Raw genomic sequence first — 16389 nt, 5'->3', positions numbered from 1 at the left:
AAAAAGGGGAATTTAAAACTCTAATTCTGTGTCTTTTTATCTGGTCTAATAATCATTCTAAGCGATTGATCTTTTGCAAAATAGGCTACCATCCAGTTCCAGAATGTATTTAATCTGTTTCTGTAAGTGATAAGCGAAATTAAGTGAATAAACAGCCAGATAATCCAAGCAAAGAAGCCTTTAAAATGCCATTTTGGACTTGGCAAATCTACAACAGCTTTTGCTTTTCCGATAATGGCCATCGATCCTTTGTCCTTGTAAGCAAAAGGTTTAAGGGGCTTATTGGCAACCATGGCTTTGAAGTTTTTAGCCAGATTTAAACCTTGCTGAATAGCTACTTGTGCAACCTGTGGATGACCATCAGGGAAATTTTTATCTCCTGCTAAAATTGCAGTGTCACCAATGGCATAAATATTATCTACGCCAATCACTTTGTTAAATTCATCAGTTGCCATACGTCGGCCGCGTCCGTAACTTTCTTTTGGAATTCCTTCGAAAATTTTAGCAGAAACCCCAGCAGCCCAAATTAAGTTTTTGGTCTTGATGGTTTCTCCATTTTCAAAAACTACAGTGTCGTCAACGTAATCCACAACTTTAGTGTTTAATTTAACCACAACCCCAAGTTTTGTCAAAGCCTCTAAAGTATCTTTTTGAGAATCTTTGCTCATTGGCGCCAAAAGTGCATCGCCACCATCAACCAAATAAACATTGCTGGCAGAGGTATCTAATTCTGGGTATTCTTTCAAAAGAATATTTTTCCTCATTTCGGCAAACATTCCAGAAACCTCTACTCCTGTTGGCCCCCCTCCTGCCACAACAATTGTAAGTAATTTACGTCTTTTTCGCATATCCTTACAAATGGCAGCTTTTTCAAGGTTTTTAAGCAATGTATTACGCATTACGATGGCATCATTTAAGGTTTTCATCGGGATAGCGTTTTTCATCACGTTTTCCATACCAAAATAACTCGTCTCTGCTCCAGTTGCAAAAACAAGGTAATCGTATTCTAGTTCTCCGTTACTTAGAGTGATTTTCTTTTCGGCAGGAGAAACTGATAATAATTCGCCTAAACGAAACTGCAGATTTTTCTTGCCAGCAAAGAATTTTCTGAACGGATAGCTAATGCTTGATGGCTCTAAAAATGCCGTAGCAACCTGATATATAAGTGGTGGAAAAAAATTATAATTATTCTTGTCTACAAGAGTTACTTGTATTTGAGGCTGATTTACAAGCTCTTTTGCCAGATTGATTCCTGCAAATCCACCTCCAATAATGACTATTTTCATATATGTTGTATTAAGTAGGATTATAAAATTATTCCTTATAAATATACAACTTTAATATGCAATGACAATTGTCATATTTATTACTTTTTGAATTTTTTAACGGTTTTATCAACTATATCGATTTTGTTCTGTAGGACATAACTTGCCATTAATTTCTCGATAAGTTCGTCTTTAGTCAAATGATGAAAAACAGTTTTTACTTTCGTTTTTAAATCTGAAGAAAGCTCGTGATTTGGTTTTGTTTTAAAGATTTGTCTCGCCCACAAAAGCATATTATTTTCTTCGACACTTGCTGCAGAAGGTTTTTTGAATTCTGAAAATTGAATTCCCAATTCTCTTTCAAAATCAGCAATTTCAAAAACTTCTTCTTGCTGTAAAACGGTCAACGAAAGTCCTTTTGCTCCTGCCCTTGCGGTTCTTCCGCTTCGGTGAACGTAATTTTCGTAAGTGTCAGGCAAATGGTAGTTAATTACATATGAAATTTCTTTTACATCGATTCCTCTTGCTGCCAAATCTGTTGCAACCAAAATATTGATATGTCCTTCACGAAATTGTTCCATAATTCGGTCACGAATACCTTGTGTCAAACTTCCGTGAAGCGCACCTGAAGAAAATTTATTTATCGCTAGATTTTTGGCTAATTTGTTAACAGCAGCTTTCGTTTTACAGAAAATAATACCTCTTTCACCGTCTCTAGAATTCAAGAAATGCATTAAAACTTCTAGTTTTTCAATCGGATCAACCACAATATATTCGTGATCAATACCTTCGTTTCCAACAGTTTCCATGTTGGCACTTATCTGAATTACATTTTTATGCAAATAATTCTGAATCAGCTGTTTTATCGTTCCAGGAAGTGTTGCCGAGAATAATAAAGTGCGGTGTTTTTTTGGAATTTCAGCAATAATTTGGTCTAAACTTTCTTTAAGAATCGCTACCATTTCGTCAGCTTCATCCAAAATCAAATATTCAGTTTGTTTTAAATCGATTGCTTTTCGTTGAATCAAATCGATTAAACGTCCTGGAGTTGCCACTACAATTTGAGCGCCTTCTTTTAATCGTTCAATTTGCGGTTTTATTGGAGTTCCTCCGCAAATTTGAGCTATAGATATATTGGGAATATATTTTGAAAAAGTTTCTAAGTTTCTAAAAATCTGCTGGCCTAATTCTCTGGTCGGAACCAAAATTACAGCTTGAATTATTGTCGATTCTGTATTGACCAATTGCAATAAAGGCAATCCGAAAGCGGCCGTTTTTCCTGTTCCTGTTTTGGCTAAACCAACAATATCATGGGTTTCGCTCAAAAATAACGGAATTGTTTTTTGTTGAATTTCTGTAGGTTCAACAATGTTTAATTCGCTTAAAGCTTTTAAAATTGGAGCTGAAATTCCTAATGTTGAGAATGGTTTAGACATAATTATTTTAGATTTTTGAGTTCTGATTTTAGATTTGATGCAGATTACTCAATATTTGAATGTTTTTTTGGAATGACTTGAAAATAAAAATCTTTGCCAAAGTTTTAAACTTTGACAAAGATCATATAATTTTTTGTATTAATTGAAATTATCAATCTGGTTCGTTCATGATTTTCTCACGATACTTTTTACCGATTAATAAAGTTAATCTTTGTTTGTAATCGTCAACTAGCCATTCGCGGTAGTTTTTACTGCATTGGCTTAAACATTTAGAATAACGTTTGATACGATCTTCAATATCATCTTCTAATTCTCTCGCAAGCATTTTTGCTTCTTGAAGCGTTTCAGTATTATCAACACACATCGAAGCATGCTGATCTAGAGATTTATCCAAAACTACTTTAGAACGAAGATTCTGTTTGATGATTAATTTGTGTTCTTCATCTACATCAAAACTAACATCGGCAGTTTTGCTAAATTTCGCGCGCAATTCTGGTGGCATGCTGTATTTAAAGAACATTTCAATTTCGTGGTCATCGCGAAGATTTTCCAAGTAAAATTCTGGAGATTTAAAAATATGCTGCCAGTTTACAGGATCGCTCCATAAACCGAAACGTGCGGCGTTGTTTCCTAAATCGATAACTGTAAACTCATCTTTTCCAGGCAATTTACGAGAACCTCGACCAATCATTTGGAAATACAAAGTCAATGATTTTGTTGCTCTATTCAAAATAATCGTCTCTACAGTTGGTTCGTCAAAACCAGTTGTCAAAATTCCGACAGAAGTCAAAATGGCATCTGGAGTCTTTTTAAACCATTGCAGAATGTCTTTACGCTCTTCAGAACTACTTGTGTTATCTAAGTGTCTGATATCGTAACCTGCTTCTCTAAAAGTTTCATATACATATAAAGAAGTATGAATACCATTGTTGAAAATCAAGGTTTTCTTTCCTAAAGAACGTTCTGTATACGCATGAAGCAGTTTTTCCTGCATCAAAGTATTGGTGTACAAATCGTCTGAAGATTTTACGGTATAATCACCATTGATACCCACTTTTAACGAAGTCAAACCAACATCGTAGCTGTAAGTTGTTGCTTTTGCCAAGAATCCTTTTTCGATTAATGAACCAATTGTATCACCAACAATAAGTTCGTGGTAGCTTTGGTGCATAGGCAATTTTATATTCGAACTCAAAGGTGTTGCTGTTACTCCAAGGATAAAAGCATTTTTAAATGAGTTTAATAATTTTCTAAATGAGTTGTAGTGTGCCTCATCAATAATAACCAAACCAATATTATCTAGATGAAGTTTTTCATCATTAATACGGTTTTTTAAAGTTTCAACCATTGCCACAAAACATGAAAAATCATTCTGGTCTGGCAATTCCTTAACTTTACTATTGATTATTTTGTTTGTAACGCCAAAACCTGTCAACATTTTCGAAGTTTGTTTACAAAGTTCAATACGGTGCGTCAAAACCACCACTTTTTTATCATTATTAGACAAATAGCGGCGTACGATTTCAGAAAATATTACTGTTTTTCCTCCTCCAGTTGGAAGCTGATACAGTAAGTGGTGTTTCGGAGGAGCATTATCTAAACGGTCAAAAATAGCGTCAATATCGCCTTTTTGGTATGCATACAGTTCTTTTTTATCTTCTCTTTGTATTTCTAAAGTTTGAGACATTGTTTATTTTTGGATTTTTGCAAAAATACATCGAAAAAACAGTTATTCATCCTCTTTTAACGTAAAATAAATATTTTTTTTGAATAAAGATTTTTTATGAGAAAGGGTTTTAGTAGTCGATTTTCTCTAAAATTGCCTCAAAATCGTATCTATTTTTCCATTTTTGATTTAAAGTTTCCTCCAAAATAGCATTAATTCGCAATTTAAAATCAGTAAAAATTCCGTTTGAAACAATATAATTTACCGCCTGCTCAAAAGAATTAAAGATGCTTTTGTAAAATAATTCCTGTTTGATGAAATTCTGCGAAGAAAACGTTTGCGCAATTTCAATATTATAAAGCATAATGTCAGCCACTACATACGAGTCTACGCCCAACATAATAAAATGTTTAATTAGTTTTTGAGCAACAGATCTTCTCATTTTGGCTTTCGGACGCCATTTTGCTCCAGGTTTTTTGATTGGGAAATATTCGTGCGAGATTTTGACTTTTGCCTCCTGAAGTAATTTGTCTTCTTTCGGGTTAAAAACAAAGTCATAATACACTTTTACGGGAGCAAATTTCTCGTACAATTCTATCAATTGTTCTTCCAACTGCTCTTTTGATAATTCGCCTAAATATTTTTTTAAATCTCTTTTACTCATAGAGTAAAGATAATTTTCAAAATTTTAAATTCCAAATTCCAATTTTCAGCCCATCGGATTGATTTAATTTGTGAGTTTTAAATTCTAAAATCAATCCAGAATCCTTAATTTTGCTGGCATAAAACTTAAAAAATATATACATGCTCAAGATTTTCAAAGTTACTGCCATTTTAGAGGGAATCTCTTATTTAGTATTATTTGCTAATATGTTAATTATCAAAAACAATAATCCTGAACTTTACCATACATTATTACGTCCGTTAGGAATGACACACGGTGTTTTATTTATCGGATACATTCTTTTAGCTTTTTTATTGAAAAAATCAATGAATTGGGATTTAAAAACTTTTGCAATCATTCTAGTGGCTTCTCTTATTCCGTTTGGAACTTTTTACATTGAGAAAAAATATTTAGAAACTAAAGCAAATGCATAAGTTTTTGGAGAAAATATTTAATTTTTTATATCCCGTTTTTAGAGATTGGGGAATGAGTCGCAATGTGGCGTCTTATACCAGCTTGATCTTTAACATCGCTATTTTAATAGCATTGGCTTATGTAATTTATTACGCTGCCAAATTTATTTTAGTCACTTTGACCGCTATTTTCGCTCAGCGAACTAAGACAAAGTTTGACGATTATTTAATTCAAAATAAAACCACTAGATATACCGCTTATTTAATTCCGTTTTTCTTTATTTACAAAGCCGTTCCCGTTATTCTGGATAAATACGAATATTGGGAATCCATGTTTGGAAAAATAGTCGGCATCTATATTGTATTACTCGGATTATGGATTGTTAGAACTGTTTTTAATTCGTTACGTGATTATTTAAAACAAAAACCAGAATACAGCGACAAACCAATTGACAGCTTTGTTCAGGTTATTATGATCGTGCTTTGGATTTTTGGAGTTGCCATGATTATTTCGACTTTATTCGGAATTAAGAAAGGTGAACTTTTAACTATTCTAGGAACACTTTCGGCAATTATCATCTTGATTTTCAGAGATACGATTCTTGGATTTGTTTCTAGTGTTCAGGTTGCCATAAACGATATGGTTCGTATTGGCGACTGGATTACAATGGATAAATTTGGAGCTGACGGAGATGTTATCGAAATCAATTTGACAACTGTAAAAGTTCGAAATTTTGATAACACCATAACCACAATTCCAACCTATGCTTTAAGTTCAGATTCTTTTCAGAACTGGCGCGGAATGCAGAAATCTGAAGGGAGACGCATCAAAAGACATATTTTGATTAAAAGCAGCACCATTCGTTTTTTAAATGATGAAGATTTGCGTCAATTGCGAAAAGTACAGTTGATAACATCATATATTGACAGCCGTCAAGCGGAAATTGACCGATACAATGATCTTAGAGGAATTGATAAAACGCTTTCGCTAAATGGCCGAAACATGACCAATTTAGGATTGTTTAGAAAATACATCATTCAATATTTGACTGATCATCCCGGATTAAATAAAAATATGCATATCATATGCCGACAGTTGCAATCGACGGCGCATGGAGTTCCGTTGGAGATTTATGTTTTCTCAAGCGACAAACGCTGGGCAAATTACGAATATATTATGGCCGATATTTTCGACCACGTAATGGCGTCAGTAAGATATTTTGATCTTGAAATTTTTGAATTACCGTCGAGTATTGGTTAGATTTTTAACCGCAAAGTTCGCAAAGATTTACGCAAGGTTCGCAAGGTTTTTTTTCACAAAGCTTTGCGAACTTTGCGTTTTTATAGGTTTAGTATATCAAAAAGACTTTGCGTGCTTTGCGGTAAAACACACATGCCATTTCAGTTTGGAATTTTAATAATCCCTACTCTATCCTTTCAAAAAGAAACTCAGGGTTTTTATATTCAATAGGAACTTCTGGAACATAACACGGAAGATTGAAATACGTTCCGATAACTCCTTTTCCTAAATAAAGTTTGCCATCTTTCTTTAAAAGCGCCAAAGGGACTCTTTTCCATCCGCCACCAAAAGAAATATAATGAAAATCGCCTCTCAGCGTATCGCCACGCAAATCACCTCTGACATCGCCAGAATCTTTTCCGGTTCCGTAATGTGAAATTTCGTAGCGTCCATAAAAACGTTTGTCATTTATGTGAATGTCCAAAACAGCTGTATCTTTATTATTTACAGCGCGATATAATTGACGGTTATATTTTTCTTTATCTTCTTTAGAATTGCAAGAAGCTAATAATAAGCATAGAAACAGAAATAATCGCATAATTTATTTTTAGAAAAACAAAAATAGGTTTTTACTGTGGGATTATTTCTTTAACTTTAAAGAAAACTAAAAACAAAACCCCATGGAAGATAGAGACACTTTTTTAAAAGAATTCAGAGGCGAAACTTTAGGAACCGTAAGTGCTCAATCTTCAGCCGATGAGATCTTTCAAAACCAGACCATCAGGCCGATTTTAAAACTTCAAAACGACTTGTTCATTGCCGTTTTTATCAATTACGTAAACAAAAACAAACCCGATTTTTATTCTTATTCGGTTGAAAAGAAACTTCAGACCATAGAAAATTCCATTCAAAAAGATATTAAATTCAGAAATTCATTAAAAGGAATCGTAATGGCGCTTTTTACAGTAGATGAATACAATACTTACATCCAAAATTCTTCTGATTTAAATAAAAGAATGATGAATTTATTGATTGACCGATTGAAAAATCAGGTGCAATTGTTTGAAGTGAATGCGAAATAATTTTAGAGCTTCTAAGTTGCTAAGATACTAAGTTTTTCTTCTTAGCAACTTAGCAACTCAGCGTCTTAGTATCTTAGTAACTCTAACAAAACTTCCTCAAATCTACTTTTAGGTAAAAACTGATCTTCAAGTGCTTTTGTAAATGGAATTGGCGAATCTAAACTTGCTACACGTTTTACAGGAGCATCTAGATATTCGAAGCAGTTTTCCATAATTAAAGCCGAAATATCACTTGCGATTCCGCCAAACATAGTGTCTTCTTGGTAGATTATAGCTCTTCCTGTTTTTTTAACCGAAGCAAAAATAGTTTCAGTGTCTAAAGGCTGTAAAGTTCTTAAATCGATTACATCAGCATCAATTTCTGGATGTTGCGATAAAGTGTCTAAAGCCCAATGAACAGTTGCTCCAAATGCAATAATCGTTACCGATTTTCCTTCTTTTACTAAAGCGGCTTTACCTAAAGGAATAGTATAATAGTTCTTTGGAACATCTTGATAAATACTGCGGTATAATAATTTATGTTCGAAGAATAAAACAGGATTCGGATCGTTGATTGCAGTATTCAAAAGTCCTTTAGCATCATAAGGAAATGCGGGATAAACAACTTTTAAACCTGGAGTTTTAGTAAACCAAGCCTCATTGGTTTGGGAGTGAAATGGTCCAGCCTGAGTTCCTCCGCCGCAAGGCATGCGAACGACAACATCGGCTTTTTCGCCCCAGCGATAATGAGATTTAGCCAAAAGATTTACTATCGGATTAAAACCAGATGAAACAAAATCAGCAAATTGCATTTCTACAATCGCTTTATAACCATTTATAGAAAGTCCCATTCCGGTTGAAATTACGGCGCTTTCGCAGATTGGCGTGTTGCGTACTCTATCTTTTCCAAAAGCATCAACAAAGCCTTCTGTAATTTTAAAAGCTCCTCCATATTCAGCAATATCTTGCCCCATAATCACAAGGTTTTTATGGCGCCAAATGGACTGCTCTAAACTATTTCTGATGGCATCTATAAAACGAATATTTTCTGATTCAGAATTAGGACTATATTCCTCATATTGAAACTCTTCATAAACATCATCTAATTCTCCGCTATAAGTTGGTTCAATTTCAGGTTCGGCATTTGCTATCGTCCAATTTTCATCGATTTCCTGTTTTATTTGGGCATGAAATTGTTCATCTAATTCAGCCGTTAGAATTCCGTTTTCGGTCAAATATTTTCTGTAATTCGTAACAGGATCTCTCAGTTCCCATTGATCCATTAAATCCTGAGGAACATATTTTGTACCACTCGCCTCTTCATGCCCGCGCATTCTGAAAGTTTTAAATTCCAATAAAATCGGACGCGGATCTTCCTGCATTTCTTTCTTTAGCTGAGACAGTTTATTGTAAATTTCTACAATATTATTTCCGTCAATAATCCAGCTTTCAATTCCGTAGCCAATTCCTTTATCGGCAAGATTTTCACAAGCATATTGTTCGTTGGTTGGCGTTGAAAGTCCGTAACCATTATTTTCAATAACAAACATTACAGGCAGTTTCCAAACAGCTGCAATATTTAGAGCTTCATGGAAATCGCCTTCACTTGTGGCGCCTTCTCCGGTAAAAACAGCGGTAATTTTTTTATTGTCTTGAAGTTTATTCGCAAGAGCGATTCCGTCAGCAATTCCTAACTGAGGTCCCAAATGCGAAATCATTCCAATGATATTATATTCTTGCGTTCCGAAGTGAAAACTTCTATCTCGGCCTTTTGTAAAACCGTTTGCTTTTCCTTGCCATTGCGAGAATAGACGGTGAAGCGGAATTTCTCTAGTTGTGAAAACACCAAGATTTCGGTGCATTGGAAGCACATATTCAGACGGATCTAAAACAGCTGTTACCCCAACAGCAATGGCTTCTTGTCCTATTCCAGAAAACCATTTGGAAACTTTTCCTTGTCGAATCAAGATAAGCATCTTTTCTTCGATCAGTCGTGGTTTTAATATTTTTTTATATAAATCTAGTAATTGCGCGTCAGTCAGGTTTTGGCGGTAAAAGATCATGTAATTTTTTGTTTTTTAGTGTTTCAAATATAACAAATTGCGGGTGTTTTATTAGATTATAAAATAAAATTTTAATCAGAAATCTGCTTTTAATGCCTGAGCTTAAGATTATTTTCTAAAATATTATCTACCTTTGTTAGCGAAAGGTACTTATGACACCTTTCTTCTTTAAAATAAAAAATGTAAAGTATGCAAAACATTCCTAGTGTAGACTTACGTGATTTCCTTTCGGACGACCCGAAACGTAAACAAAAATTTGTAAATGAAATCGGCAGTGCATTTGAAAACATTGGCTTCGTAGCCTTAAAAGGTCATTTTCTTGATGATCAATTGGTAGACGAACTTTATGGTGAAATTAGAAACTTTTTCGCCTTGCCAATAGAAACTAAGCATAAATATGAAATTCCTGGAATCGGCGGACAAAGAGGTTATGTTTCTTTTGGAAAAGAACATGCTAAAGGACGCAAAGAAGGAGATTTAAAAGAATTTTGGCATTTTGGCCAATACGTTGACAAAGATTCAAGATGGGCTTCTGAATACCCAGACAATGTTGAAGTTACCGAATTGCCTCGTTTTAATGCGGTTGGTAAAGAAGCGTACCAAAAATTGGAAAAAACGGGTGTTTATGTTTTAAGAGCTTTGGCTTTACATTTAGGTTTAGATGAGTTTTATTTTGATGAATACGCAAAAGAAGGAAACTCAATTTTAAGGCCAATCCACTACCCTCCTATTACTTCTGAGCCAGAAAACGCCATTCGCGCGGCGGCTCACGGTGATATCAACTTGATTACATTGTTGATGGGAGCTCAAGGAAAAGGATTACAGGTTCAAAACCACAACGGCGATTGGATTGATGCCATTGCTGAAGATGACGAATTGGTAATCAATGTTGGTGATATGTTGTCTAGACACACCAATAATAAACTAAAATCTACAATTCACCAAGTGGTAAATCCGCCAAGAGAATTGTGGGGAACTTCACGTTATTCAATTCCGTTTTTCATGCACCCAGTAAGCGATATGCGTTTGGATTGTCTTGAAAATTGCATTGATGAAGAAAACCCAAAGAAATACGAAGATATTACAGCTGGAGAGTTCTTATACGAACGTTTAGTAGAGTTAGGCTTAATCAAAAAATAAGCTTAAATATTTTCTAGATATAAAAATTCCAAATTCCAAGTTTTTCTTGGGGTTTGGAATTTAATTTTTAGATATCTTTATGCTTGAAAATTTATTTTTAGAATAAAAAAATATGGACTTAAAAGATCAATTAAAGAATCTGTTTCCAGATCATGTTGAATCAAATGAGCCTGAACAAGTTGAAGAGCAAGAACACGTTCTTTACGTTCAGAAGGAACCTATGATTTGTAAATTTGAAAAAAGAAAAGGAAAACCAACCACTATTATTGAAGGTTATGAAGGTTCTGATGAAGATTTTAAAATCTTAGCCAAAGAGATCAAAACCAAATTAAGCGTTGGTGGTACTTTCAAAGACGATTCGATTATAATCCAAGGCGATTACCGAGATAAAATAATGGCAATCTTAAAAGAAAAAGGATTTAAAACCAAACGTGTAGGTGGATAATGATTTTAGATTTCAGAATTTAGATTTAAGATTGGAATTTGGAATTTTCTTTTTGAAATTTAGATTTAACTTAGTCCCGATAACTATCGGGATAGCATCTCAGAACCTTAGCAACTTAAAAAAATGATACAATCTTCAGAATTGATATTAAATCCAGATGGAAGCGTTTACCACTTAAACCTTCGTCCTGAACATATAGCACACGACTTTATTTTTGTTGGTGACCAAAACCGAGTAGAAAAAATCACTCAATTTTTCGATTCAATCGAATATTCTGCTCAAAAAAGAGAATTTAAAACCCAAACCGGTATTTATAAAGGCAAAAGAATTTCTGTAGTTTCTACAGGAATTGGACCTGATAATATTGATATTGTACTAAACGAATTAGACGCTTTGGTAAATATTGATTTAGAAACGCGTCAGCCAAAAGAAAAATTAACCTCTTTGAACATTATCAGAATTGGAACTTCAGGTTCTCTGCAAGAAGACATTCCAGTTGACAGTTTTGTAATGTCGAAATTTGGTTTGGGATTAGACAATATGCTTCGCTCCTACTTAATCGACGACGTTTCGATTACAGAAATTGAAAATGCATTTGTAAAACATACCAATTGGGATCCAAAAAAAGGAAAACCGTATGTTACGCAATGCTCTGAAAAACTGGAAAAATTAATCGAATCTGATCGAATTTTTAAAGGAATTACAGCAACTGCTGGAGGATTTTATGGTCCGCAAGGAAGAGTTTTGCGTCTGAATATTCAAGATGAGGAATTAAATAATAAAATGGATAATTTTAGTTTTAACGAAACTAAAATCACTAATTTAGAAATGGAAACAGCAGCAATCTACGGACTTTCTGCTCTTTTAGGCCACAATGCTTTATCGTTGAATGCTATTATTGCCAATCGTGCTTCTGGAACTTTCAGTGCAGATCCATACAAAGCTGTTGACGAATTGATTGCTTATACGTTGAATAAATTAGCAGGTAATTAATTAGAGATTTTATGCAAAACGCTATTCTTAAATTTGAAGAATTATTGAACGAAAATGTCAATTATATTCCGACAATAAACAATGAAATTTTAGAAGTAAAAAATCCTGGAAAATGGTCTAAAAAAGAGATTTTAGGGCATTTGGTAGATTCTGCAATTCATAATCTGGTTCGTTTTACGGAGATTAATTATGCAGAAAAACCATATCGCCACAGACCATATAATCAAATGGATTTAGTAAATTTAAATCAGTACCAAAAAATAGATATCCAGGAGCTGACTCAGCTATGGTTTACCATAAACAAACAGATGGTGAGATTAATGAAGTCTGTTGATGAAAAAGCTTTAGATTACAAAATCATTTTGGCCGACGGATCTGAAATAGATTTGAGGTTTTTAATGACCGATTATGTTGAACATTTAGAACATCATATTAATCAAATAAGAGCATAGATTATGTTTTTGAGAGTAGCCAGACATACGAATGATTTAGCAAAAATTGAAAATTTTTATGTTGATGTACTCGGATTTGAACGTTTAGGCGGATTTGAACATCACAATAATTATGATGGCGTTTTTATTGGAAAACCAGGTTTAGACTGGCATTTTGAGTTTACCCAATCTGATGTTGAAGCCAAACATACTTTTGATGAAGACGATGTTATGGTCTTATACCCAAAAACTATTGCAGATTACGATAAATTAGTGAATAAATTAACACAGCAAAATATTGCAGTTATACCATCGCTGAATCCTTTCTGGAATGAAAACGGAAAAATGATTCAGGATCCAGATGGCTATAGAATCGTAATATCTCCCTTAAAAGCTGTAATAAGCGAAATTGAATAATGGAACAGGAAACTCATAAAAAAATATTATTTAAATACTATAGCGATTATCTGGATGAAGTAGTGTCTGAAACCATGTGGGCAGAAATTATCGATCTGGAGAAAGGTCTTTTCAGGCTGGATAATATCCCTTTTTTCGGGCCTTTGATTGCTACAGATGACATTTTTTATGCAGAATATGATGAAACAGAAGAACGTTTTATGCATAGAAAAACGATTCAGAATTCTGGAAATTCGATTGTTCAGGTTGCTATTCTAGAAAAAGGTTTTGACAAAGAAATTATCAGAGAAAAATTGAAAGCAATCAATTGTTTATCTGAAGGGCTAAATGAAACCTTTTTTGCCGTAGAAATAGCCAAAGATGTTGATTATTCTTTGGTGAGAAGCCTTTTAAATGAATACGAATCTCAAGACATTATAGAATTTGCAGAGCCTTGCCTTTCAGAAAAACATAGGGCAGATTTATTGAAAAACTAAACTTAAAATTTGAACACATAGAAACATAGATTTTTATTGAAGATGTTTAAGATTTTAGAAAAAGCAAGCTTTAACACATAGCTATTTACCGAAATTAGTGAAGCGCCTTTTTTAGCGTCTTAAAAGATTATGTTTCTATGTGTAAAAAAAGAATAACAAATAAACTAACCAAATTTAACCATAAGATTACGCATACGCATACCAAGCAACTTAACTTAAACTTAAAATAAATGAAAACTGTCAAAATTGCGGGTGTTCCGGAACACTTCAATTTGCCGTGGCACCTATGCATTGAAAATGGCGAATTTGAAGAAGAGAACATCGATTTACAATGGACAAATGTTCCCGAAGGAACCGGGAAGATGTGTCAAATGCTTCGTGACGGAGAAACAGATTTGGCTGTTATTCTAACCGAAGGAATTCTTAAAGATATTGCTGCTGGTAATCCGAGTAAGATTGTTCAGGTTTATGTGCAATCTCCATTAATTTGGGGAATTCACGTCGATGCAAAATCAGACTTTCAAACGCTGAAAGATCTTAAGAATAAAAAAGTTGCGATTTCCAGAGTCGGTTCGGGATCACAATTAATGGCTTATGTAAATGCAAATGAACAAGGCTGGGAAATGGATGATCTTGAATTCGAGATTGTTAATACAATTGATGGTGCTGTAGATGCTCTGACCAATAAAAAAGCTGATTATTTTATGTGGGAACGTTTTATGACGAAACCGCTTGTAGATAAAGGTGTTTTTAGACGTATTGAAGACTGCCCTACTCCTTGGCCATCATTTATTATTGTGGTACGAGACGAATTCTTAAAAAAGAATGCCAAAACGGTCGAAACAATTCTTAAAATAATCAACAAAACAACAGTTGATTTTAAAGAGATTCCAGAGATAGACAAGAAATTGTCTAAACTGTTTAATCAAAAAGAAGAAGATATTAAGGAATGGCTGAAATTGACCCAATGGTCGCAGAAAAATTTGACAGAAAAATCTTTTAATAAAATTCAAAATCAATTATTTGATCTGGGAATTATTGATAAAAAAAGTATTTTTGTAGAAACAGTAAAAGCATTGTAAATACTGCTTTTTGATTCGTATGATGAAATTCCCTAAAATTGACTTACCGAGATTAAAATCTAAACTACAGGTGAAATCACCGTGGGACAGGATTATTATTTCGATTCTAAGTCTTTTAATTACGATTCCGATTTTCATCATACTGCATCAAAATTTGATCGATTTGGAATGGGCATTCAATCTAGATCGTATATTCATCTTTATTTTTGTTTTTGCAGCTGTATTTTTTCTTCTGATGTATCTCAGAACAATTATTATTCTGTGCGTTGCAGTTTATTTATTGATTCTGTTTTATGGATCTGTGATTGGAAATTATGGTTTTAACGAAATCTCAGAAGATTATAATTCTATGATTTACACCATGTCCGATAATCCCTATCCGCAGGATATTATTGTGGCAAAACTGCTTCCTTTTCCAAATAAAACAAAGATTATCAATGCTATAGAATATCAGAATCCGAAAGTGCGAAATTTTGCTATTATGGCAACTTCAAAGCATTTTAAAGGCATTAGAGGGTATTCAGATTATCGAACTATAATTCAATGTTTTGCTGTTTTTAAAGAAATAAACAGCAGGTGGAACTATGTAAACGATCCAAAAGACGGTGATTATATTGCAACCGCCAGCGAATCTTTAGAATATTTCTCTGGCGATTGCGATGATCACTCTATTTTGATGGCAGCAGCCGTGCGTTCCATTGGCGGAACTCCGCGTCTTATCCATACGAAAGGACATATTTATCCTGAAATATTAATTGGTTCAATGATTGATTTAGAAAAAGTCAATTACTTGATTAAAAACGTGCTTTTTGTAAAAGAAAGCTACGGCAAAAAACTGCATTATCATATAGACGAACGCGGGCAAGTCTGGATGAATTTGGATTATACCGCGACTTACCCAGGCGGACCGTTCATGTATGAAGAAATTTTAGGGGCTTTAACCTTAAATTAGTTAGCCTTAGAAAGCCAATCAGACTAATTTTGACTTTTACCAGTGCTGATTTATAAACAGCTGGTTATCAGTAAAAGTACCGAAAATAGAGGCCTTTAGTATTAAAAGCAATTCAATTTAAGAAGTAAAAAAAATCTTTATAAATATTTGATTTCGAATATTTTAATGTTGTTTTTTTTTGTAACTTTTTCCTGTTTAACTTTTAATCACAAAATCATGAAAAACTCTAAATTATTTACCCTCGTAATTGCCATTGCTATCGTAGTATTAATTGTTTCATGCCATCGTAAAAGAGACAAGCTTGTGAATTCATGGAAAGTTACTGCCGTAGAACCAAAAGAAGCTGTTTCTGATTCTACAAAAAATGCGATTTTAACCAATGGTATGCTTACTTTTACAGAAGACGGGCATGTAACAGGATATCTGCTTCGTGAAATCACAGACGGAACTTATGCTTTAACTCAAAAAGGCAAAAAACTAGTTATTAAAGACGAAGTTGGAACACCTTATGTATGTGAAAGCACTATCACAGACGATAAGTTAATTTTAGACACCAAAGAAGCCAAACTAACATTTGATAAAATTTAAACAAGAATTACTAGTAATTCTACTCAAAAAACCATTCTTTACAATTGTAGTGAATGG

Annotated in this window: 18 protein-coding genes; 12 read left to right on the top strand and 6 right to left on the bottom strand. The window is 33.8% G+C overall.

All coding sequences use genetic code 11. The annotated features are described in order from the left end of the window. Positions 1–20 precede the first annotated feature (20 nt). The 4 genes from BB050_RS18605 to BB050_RS18590 form a co-directional block, all read right to left on the bottom strand. Positions 21–1286, bottom strand: coding sequence for an NAD(P)/FAD-dependent oxidoreductase (locus tag BB050_RS18605; RefSeq protein ID WP_066034643.1), 1266 nt, complete (start codon positions 1284–1286; stop codon positions 21–23). Between the two features lie 80 nt (positions 1287–1366). Beyond that, positions 1367–2701 (bottom strand): DEAD/DEAH box helicase, encoded by a 1335-nt coding sequence (locus BB050_RS18600; RefSeq protein WP_066034642.1) that lies wholly within the window; start codon positions 2699–2701, stop codon positions 1367–1369. 151 nt (positions 2702–2852) lie between these two features. Next, positions 2853–4388: a DEAD/DEAH box helicase gene (locus tag BB050_RS18595; protein WP_008464114.1), complete on the bottom strand. Its 1536-nt coding sequence runs from the start codon at positions 4386–4388 to the stop codon at positions 2853–2855. 109 nt (positions 4389–4497) lie between these two features. After that, positions 4498–5031: a DUF6155 family protein gene (locus BB050_RS18590; protein ID WP_066034641.1), complete on the bottom strand. Its 534-nt coding sequence runs from the start codon at positions 5029–5031 to the stop codon at positions 4498–4500. 140 nt (positions 5032–5171) lie between these two features. Between BB050_RS18590 and BB050_RS18585 the strand changes: the two genes are divergently transcribed. Both BB050_RS18585 and BB050_RS18580 read left to right on the top strand, forming a co-directional pair. After that, positions 5172–5465 carry a DUF3817 domain-containing protein gene (locus BB050_RS18585; protein ID WP_008464118.1) on the top strand — a complete coding sequence of 98 codons (294 nt, stop codon included), beginning with the start codon at positions 5172–5174 and terminating at the stop codon, positions 5463–5465. After that, on the top strand, positions 5458–6705 hold the full coding sequence (locus BB050_RS18580) for a mechanosensitive ion channel family protein (protein ID WP_008464125.1): 1248 nt from the start codon (positions 5458–5460) through the stop codon (positions 6703–6705). Before BB050_RS18585 ends, BB050_RS18580 begins: the two co-directional genes overlap by 8 nt. 163 nt (positions 6706–6868) lie before the next feature. On the opposite strand, the gene BB050_RS18575 is transcribed toward BB050_RS18580, so the two are convergent. Next, on the bottom strand, positions 6869–7282 hold the full coding sequence (locus BB050_RS18575) for a hypothetical protein (RefSeq protein WP_066034640.1): 414 nt from the start codon (positions 7280–7282) through the stop codon (positions 6869–6871). Between the two features lie 82 nt (positions 7283–7364). Here BB050_RS18575 and BB050_RS18570 point away from each other — a divergent pair, with 82 nt between their 5' ends. Beyond that, positions 7365–7766, top strand: a complete 402-nt coding sequence (locus tag BB050_RS18570) for a glyoxalase (RefSeq protein ID WP_066034639.1) — start codon at positions 7365–7367, stop codon at positions 7764–7766. Between the two features lie 65 nt (positions 7767–7831). On the opposite strand, the gene BB050_RS18565 is transcribed toward BB050_RS18570, so the two are convergent. After that, positions 7832–9808, bottom strand: a complete 1977-nt coding sequence (locus BB050_RS18565; RefSeq protein ID WP_066034638.1) for an alpha-ketoacid dehydrogenase subunit alpha/beta — start codon at positions 9806–9808, stop codon at positions 7832–7834. Positions 9809–9997: 189 nt separating this feature from the next. On the opposite strand from BB050_RS18565, the gene BB050_RS18560 reads away from it, so the two are divergent. From BB050_RS18560 to BB050_RS18520, 9 genes are all read left to right on the top strand, one after another. Next, a complete protein-coding gene (locus BB050_RS18560) occupies positions 9998–10948 on the top strand; it encodes an isopenicillin N synthase family dioxygenase (RefSeq protein ID WP_008464139.1) in 951 nt (316 codons plus the stop codon). A 112-nt stretch (positions 10949–11060) separates the two neighbouring features. Next, positions 11061–11393 carry a translation initiation factor gene (locus BB050_RS18555; RefSeq protein ID WP_008464140.1) on the top strand — a complete coding sequence of 111 codons (333 nt, stop codon included), beginning with the start codon at positions 11061–11063 and terminating at the stop codon, positions 11391–11393. 123 nt (positions 11394–11516) lie between these two features. Continuing rightward, a complete protein-coding gene (locus tag BB050_RS18550) occupies positions 11517–12386 on the top strand; it encodes a nucleoside phosphorylase (RefSeq protein ID WP_066034637.1) in 870 nt (289 codons plus the stop codon). Between the two features lie 11 nt (positions 12387–12397). Next, positions 12398–12838, top strand: a complete 441-nt coding sequence (locus tag BB050_RS18545; RefSeq protein ID WP_066034636.1) for a DinB family protein — start codon at positions 12398–12400, stop codon at positions 12836–12838. A gap of 3 nt (positions 12839–12841) precedes the next feature. Then, complete coding sequence (locus tag BB050_RS18540) at positions 12842–13234, top strand: VOC family protein (protein WP_066034635.1); 393 nt, start codon at positions 12842–12844, stop codon at positions 13232–13234. After that, a complete protein-coding gene (locus BB050_RS18535) occupies positions 13234–13710 on the top strand; it encodes a DUF4265 domain-containing protein (protein ID WP_008464147.1) in 477 nt (158 codons plus the stop codon). The genes BB050_RS18540 and BB050_RS18535 overlap by 1 nt, the downstream gene beginning before the upstream one ends. A gap of 230 nt (positions 13711–13940) precedes the next feature. Next, the gene (locus BB050_RS18530) at positions 13941–14792 is read left to right on the top strand and encodes a substrate-binding domain-containing protein (RefSeq protein WP_066034634.1); all 852 of its coding nucleotides are present in this window, start codon (positions 13941–13943) and stop codon (positions 14790–14792) included. A 19-nt stretch (positions 14793–14811) separates the two neighbouring features. Next, positions 14812–15744 carry a transglutaminase-like domain-containing protein gene (locus tag BB050_RS18525; RefSeq protein ID WP_066034633.1) on the top strand — a complete coding sequence of 311 codons (933 nt, stop codon included), beginning with the start codon at positions 14812–14814 and terminating at the stop codon, positions 15742–15744. Between the two features lie 216 nt (positions 15745–15960). Next, positions 15961–16332 carry a hypothetical protein gene (locus BB050_RS18520; RefSeq protein ID WP_236940363.1) on the top strand — a complete coding sequence of 124 codons (372 nt, stop codon included), beginning with the start codon at positions 15961–15963 and terminating at the stop codon, positions 16330–16332. Positions 16333–16389: the final 57 nt, after the last annotated feature.

Origin of the sequence: Flavobacterium anhuiense, from assembly GCF_001705175.1 — a bacterium.
In the GTDB taxonomy this organism is placed as follows: Bacteria; Bacteroidota; Bacteroidia; order Flavobacteriales; family Flavobacteriaceae; genus Flavobacterium; species Flavobacterium anhuiense.
The sequence above is the reverse complement of the archived record's forward strand: the minus strand, read 5'-3'. Positions and strand labels throughout refer to the sequence as shown.